General features: G+C 62.7%; 1 protein-coding gene. It reads right to left on the bottom strand.

The features are described 5' to 3' along the window. Positions 1-34 precede the first annotated feature (34 nt). On the bottom strand, positions 35-609 hold a 575-nt coding region (locus tag ME121_RS32885), incomplete at its 5' end, for an IS3 family transposase (RefSeq protein ID WP_059410350.1).

Here is a 609-nt window from a genome sequence, read left to right as displayed (position 1 = left end):
TGATCGGCCCCCACGAGGTGGTCCAAGGTCAAAGTTAGTGCAGGGTTGGTCGCTGGACCACGGCGAGCTTGGCCGGTGCAGCCGGCCTAGCGGCTATAGCTGGCACGAACACCTCTGGCGCTGGCGGCCGGTAGCCCAATGCGCCATGCGGCCGAACCGTATTGTAGTGCCGTCGCCAGCCCTCGATCATGATCTGCGCCTCCTTGAGCGTGTAAAAAATCTCGCCATTCAGCAGCTCGTTGCGTATCTGTGCGTTGAAGCTCTCGACATATCCGTTCTCCCACGGCGAACCAGGGGTGATGTAGGCCGTCCTTGCGCCAACGGCCGCAATCCAGGACTGCACCGACTTGGCGATGAACTCCGGACCATTGTCTGACCGAATGTGCGCCGGCACGCCGCGCAGGATGAACAGGTCGGACAGCACATCGATCACGTCGGCCGCCTTGAGCTTGCGATCCACTCGGATGGCCAGGCACTCGCGGCTGAACTCGTCGAGGACGTTGAGCATCCGGAACTTGCGCCCGTCGTGGGTGCGCGTCTCGACGAAGTCGTAGGACCAGACGTGATTGCGGTGCTCCGGGCGCAGCCGGATACAGGAACCATCCCCGT

It is taken from the genome of Methylobacterium sp. ME121 (genome assembly GCF_000974725.1).
GTDB lineage: Bacteria > Pseudomonadota > Alphaproteobacteria > Rhizobiales > Beijerinckiaceae > Methylobacterium > Methylobacterium radiotolerans.
The sequence above is the reverse complement of the archived record's forward strand: the minus strand, read 5'-3'. Positions and strand labels throughout refer to the sequence as shown.